This window comes from Streptomyces sp. SID4985 (genome assembly GCF_009863025.1).
In the GTDB taxonomy this organism is placed as follows: domain Bacteria; phylum Actinomycetota; class Actinomycetes; order Streptomycetales; family Streptomycetaceae; genus Streptomyces.
This window is the reverse complement of sequence record NZ_WWIR01000638.1, coordinates 1-1,805: the sequence shown is the minus strand read 5'-3', so window position 1 is coordinate 1,805 and position 1,805 is coordinate 1. Positions and strand designations below refer to the sequence as shown.

Annotated in this window: 4 protein-coding genes; all 4 read left to right on the top strand. The window is 74.4% G+C overall.

Going from position 1 to position 1,805, the window contains the following annotated elements; all coding sequences use genetic code 11:
• A partial coding sequence (locus GTW40_RS27250) for a WYL domain-containing protein (protein ID WP_161182791.1) occupies positions 1-809 on the top strand: 809 nt, incomplete at its 5' end.
• 62 nt (positions 810-871) lie between these two features.
• Positions 872-1,132 (top strand): hypothetical protein, encoded by a 261-nt coding sequence (locus GTW40_RS27245; RefSeq protein ID WP_161178678.1) that lies wholly within the window; start codon positions 872-874, stop codon positions 1,130-1,132.
• A 36-nt stretch (positions 1,133-1,168) separates the two neighbouring features.
• Entirely contained in the window at positions 1,169-1,363 is a 195-nt protein-coding gene (locus GTW40_RS27240) for a hypothetical protein (RefSeq protein WP_161178674.1), read from the top strand.
• Positions 1,364-1,624: 261 nt separating this feature from the next.
• Positions 1,625-1,805 (top strand): Sec-independent protein translocase subunit TatA (gene tatA / locus GTW40_RS27235; protein WP_161182790.1); only part of this gene is annotated, 181 nt, incomplete at its 3' end.

The following is a 1,805-nucleotide window of genomic DNA, read 5'->3' as shown; positions in this document are numbered from 1 at the left end:
CGCTCCGGCTGGCCGCCGACGAGGCGACCGCGCTGCTGGTGGCCGCCCGCGCCGTGGCCACGCTGCCCGGCCTGCGCGAGAGCGACCGGCAGGCGCTGCTGCGCGCCACCGCCAAGGTGGAGACCGCGGCGGGCGAGGCGGCCGGGGCCAGCTCACGGCTCTCGGTGACCTTCGAGTCCGAGGGCGGCGTCTTCGCCGACGTGGACCGGGCCATCTCCGAGCGCCGACGGCTGTGGATCCGCTACTACTCCCCGGCCCGCGACGAGCTGACCGAGCGGGAGATCGACCCGATCCGGCTGGTCAGCGTCGGCCACACCTACGTCGAGGCGTGGTGCCGCCGCTCGGAGGCGCGCCGCACCTTCCGCCTGGACCGGGTGGCCGAGATCCGCATCCTGGACGAGCCGTCCGCGCCGCCCGAGATAGCACCCCGCGACCTCTCCGAGGCGCTGGTGCAGCCGGCCGCCGAGGACCCCGAGGTCGTGATCGAGGTCGGCCCCGGCGGCCGCTGGGTCGCCGAGTACTACCCGCACGACAGCGCCGACGAGCTGCCCGACGGCGGGCTGCGCATCACCCTGCGCACCCCCGACCCGGCCTCCCTGCGGCGCCTCGCGCTGCGGCTCGGCCGCGACGGCCGGATCGTCTCGCCGCCCGAACTGGCCGACAGCGCCCGCCGGGCGGCCCGCGAGGCACTGGCGGCGTACGAGTCGTATGACGCCCACGACAGCGCCCACGACAGCGCCGACGACGGGCCGGAGGGGGTGTCCGGCGGCGCGGACGGGACGTACGACCGGGGGGAGCGCGGGCTGTGAGCGAGGTTTCGGTGTCCGAGGCCCGGACGGCGGGCGGTGGCCGGGGGACGGGGGTCCGGGGGATGACGGTCGCCGCCGCCTTCGCCGGGATGCGGCGCGTGGTGCCCGTGGTGTTCAAGGCGGGCTGCCCGGACTGCCGGGGCCGCTTCGAACTCGCCGCGAGCGCCCTGCGCCTGGCCGTCGGAGCCTCCAGCCGCACCACCTTCTACGCCTTCACCTGCCCCGGCTGCGGGGCGGCCGTCCGCAAACCGGCCGGGGAGCGGATCGTGGAGCTGCTGACCGGCGGCGGCGTGAGCACGCTGCGGCTGCACTCCACCGCGTGACCTGCCCACCGTCCGGAACCGTCTAGGCTCAACGGCATGTTCTGGCCGATGTTCGCCGTAGCCATGGGTTTCCTGGGTCTTCTCGTCCTGGGGGTGCTCGCCGTCCGGGTGTTCCTGGCGGCGCGCGGCCTCGGGGAGCAGGTCGCGCGGTCGGCCGAGCGCATCGGCCGGGCGGCGGAGGACCTGGAGCGGGCCGCGGTCAGCGCGGCACGGGCCGCCGACACGCTGTGACGTCCGCCATCCCCGCCCTTGAAGCCCCGGCCGCATCAAGGGCGGGGCGCCCCTCCTCCTGTCGGACGACCGGGGCGGGCAGGTACGCTGCTTCTCGCGGTGCGCGGAACGAGGCTCGCATCGCGGACCGGGACGATGCGCGGGGATCGCTTCGCGTTCACCTCTGAGCGTTACGATCGCCACGACCACGATCGCTCGGACGCCTGCCCGACTGTTCGGACGGCACCCCATCCAGCCGCCTCGGTGAGAAGGTAAAGACTTATGTTCGGAAGGCTCGGAGCCCCCGAGATCATTCTCCTCCTCGTCGTCATCATCCTGCTGTTCGGCGCGAAGAAGCTTCCGGACATGGCCCGCTCGCTCGGCAAGTCCGCGCGCATCCTCAAGAGCGAGGCCAAGGCCATGAAGGAAGAGGGCGGCAGCACCCAGGCCGGTGCGCCGGCCA